The 611-nt window shown below is 31.4% G+C and carries 1 protein-coding gene and 1 pseudogene (both cut by a window edge); both read right to left on the minus strand.

The genetic code is table 11. From position 1 onward, the window contains the following. A pseudogene (locus A2536_08885) lies at nt 1-261 on the minus strand (hypothetical protein) (it extends 63 nt beyond the left edge of the window). A gap of 341 nt (nt 262-602) precedes the next feature. Further along, a protein-coding gene (locus A2536_08890; protein ID OGF45491.1) for a hypothetical protein crosses the window boundary here: on the minus strand, nt 603-611 show its 3' portion. It continues 288 nt past the right edge of the window; the window shows 9 of its 297 coding nt (coding positions 289-297); its start codon lies off the right edge, out of view — the gene reads right to left on this strand; its stop codon occupies nt 603-605.

Raw genomic sequence — 611 nt, forward strand, 5'->3', positions numbered from 1 at the left:
AACTCTTGAAACCAATCCCTTTTCCTCCATTGTATCTATTATATGAGTAATCATGGCCTTGGAAATACCCAGCTTCTTTCCTATCTCACTCATCATAGGCTCAATGTCACTCTTTAAAATAATATCCATAATTGCAAAATGAGGCATCCCTAAGTTTAATTTCAACAAATCTTCATCTATAGAACCACCAAGCTTTTTTATTAACTTTTTCGGGTACCCCATCATCTCATTTATGAAGATTTCGATATCCTTGTTTTTCATATTCCGCCTCCCATAGTATACATAGTATACCGTTTCTTAAATAGATAGTTTATTTATTAAACAGTATAACACGCTATACTAATCTTGTCAAGTCTATTTTATATATTTCTGGAGTTGAACATTGGCAGACTAAAGGTTGAATCGTGAAGGGACTAGCTAAAACATTGCTGGAAAAGTTCGAGATAGCATACCTGTGATCTTATCACAAGTATTACATAAAATCATTGCTTAATTGTTTTTTGGACTTTCATCACCATATTTATCAAATATTTTATGAGTAACCCTCATTGCATTAACAAACAAATTTCTATCTGAAGAACTTAGTGATTCTAAAAATGATTTTAATTTGT

Source organism: Candidatus Firestonebacteria bacterium RIFOXYD2_FULL_39_29 (genome assembly GCA_001778375.1).
Taxonomy (GTDB): Bacteria; Oederibacteriota; D2-FULL-39-29; order D2-FULL-39-29; family D2-FULL-39-29; genus D2-FULL-39-29.